Origin of the sequence: Streptomyces anandii JCM 4720 (genome assembly GCF_014650655.1) — a bacterium.
In the GTDB taxonomy this organism is placed as follows: domain Bacteria; phylum Actinomycetota; class Actinomycetes; order Streptomycetales; family Streptomycetaceae; genus Streptomyces; species Streptomyces anandii.
The window spans coordinates 518-1,888 of record NZ_BMVJ01000016.1; the positions used below are offsets into that span (position 1 = coordinate 518).

Below are 1,371 nucleotides of genomic sequence, written 5' to 3' on the forward strand. Positions count from 1 at the left end.
GGCTTGCTTGAGAGACACCCAAGTAGCACGGGGCCCGAGAAATCCCGTGTGAATCTGGCGGGACCACCCGCTAAGCCTAAATATTCCCTGGTGACCGATAGCGGATAGTACCGTGAGGGAATGGTGAAAAGTACCCCGGGAGGGGAGTGAAATAGTACCTGAAACCGTGTGCCTACAAGCCGTGGGAGCGTCGGACATCAGCTTGCTGGTGTCTCGTGACTGCGTGCCTTTTGAAGAATGAGCCTGCGAGTTTGCGGTGTGTTGCGAGGTTAACCCGGGTGGGGTAGCCGTAGCGAAAGCGAGTCCGAACAGGGCGGTTCAGTAGCACGCTCAAGACCCGAAGCGGAGTGATCTAGCCATGGGCAGGTTGAAGCGGAGGTAAGACTTCGTGGAGGACCGAACCCACCAGGGTTGAAAACCTGGGGGATGACCTGTGGTTAGGGGTGAAAGGCCAATCAAACTCCGTGATAGCTGGTTCTCCCCGAAATGCATTTAGGTGCAGCGTCGTGTGTTTCTTGCCGGAGGTAGAGCACTGGATAGGCGATGGGCCCTACCGGGTTACTGACCTTAGCCAAACTCCGAATGCCGGTAAGTGAGAGCGCGGCAGTGAGACTGTGGGGGATAAGCTCCATGGTCGAGAGGGAAACAGCCCAGAGCATCGACTAAGGCCCCTAAGCGTACGCTAAGTGGGAAAGGATGTGGAGTCGCAGAGACAACCAGGAGGTTGGCTTAGAAGCAGCCACCCTTGAAAGAGTGCGTAATAGCTCACTGGTCTAGTGATTCCGCGCCGACAATGTAGCGGGGCTCAAGCGTACCGCCGAAGTCGTGTCATTGCAGCAGAAGCCCCAACGGGTGCTGTGATGGGTAGGGGAGCGTCGTCTGCCGGGTGAAGCGGCACTGGAAGGTAGTCGTGGACGGTTGACGAGTGAGAATGCAGGCATGAGTAGCGATTCACACGTGAGAAACGTGTGCGCCGATTGACTAAGGGTTCCTGGGTCAAGCTGATCTGCCCAGGGTAAGTCGGGACCTAAGGCGAGGCCGACAGGCGTAGTCGATGGATAACCGGTTGATATTCCGGTACCCGCTGTGAAGCGTCAAACATCGAATCCAGTGATGCTAAGCCCGTGAAGCCGCCGGCTGAGTCTTCGGACGAGGTCGGAGTGGTGGAGCCGGTGACCCGAGCTGGTAGTAGGTGAGTGATGGGGTGACGCAGGAAGGTAGTCCATCCCGGGCGGTGGTTGTCCCGGGGTAAGGGTGTAGGACGGTGTGTAGGCAAATCCGCACACCTTGTGTCTGAGACCTGATGCCGAGCCGATTGTGGTGAAGTGGATGATCCTATGCTGTCGAGAAAAGCCTCTAGCGAGTTTCATG

At 57.3% G+C, this 1,371-nt stretch carries 1 rRNA gene (running past both ends of the window); it reads left to right on the forward strand.

Annotated elements, in window-relative coordinates:
- A 23S ribosomal RNA gene (locus IE249_RS25260) occupies nucleotides 1-1,371 on the forward strand (it extends past both window edges: 463 nt to the left, 1,436 nt to the right).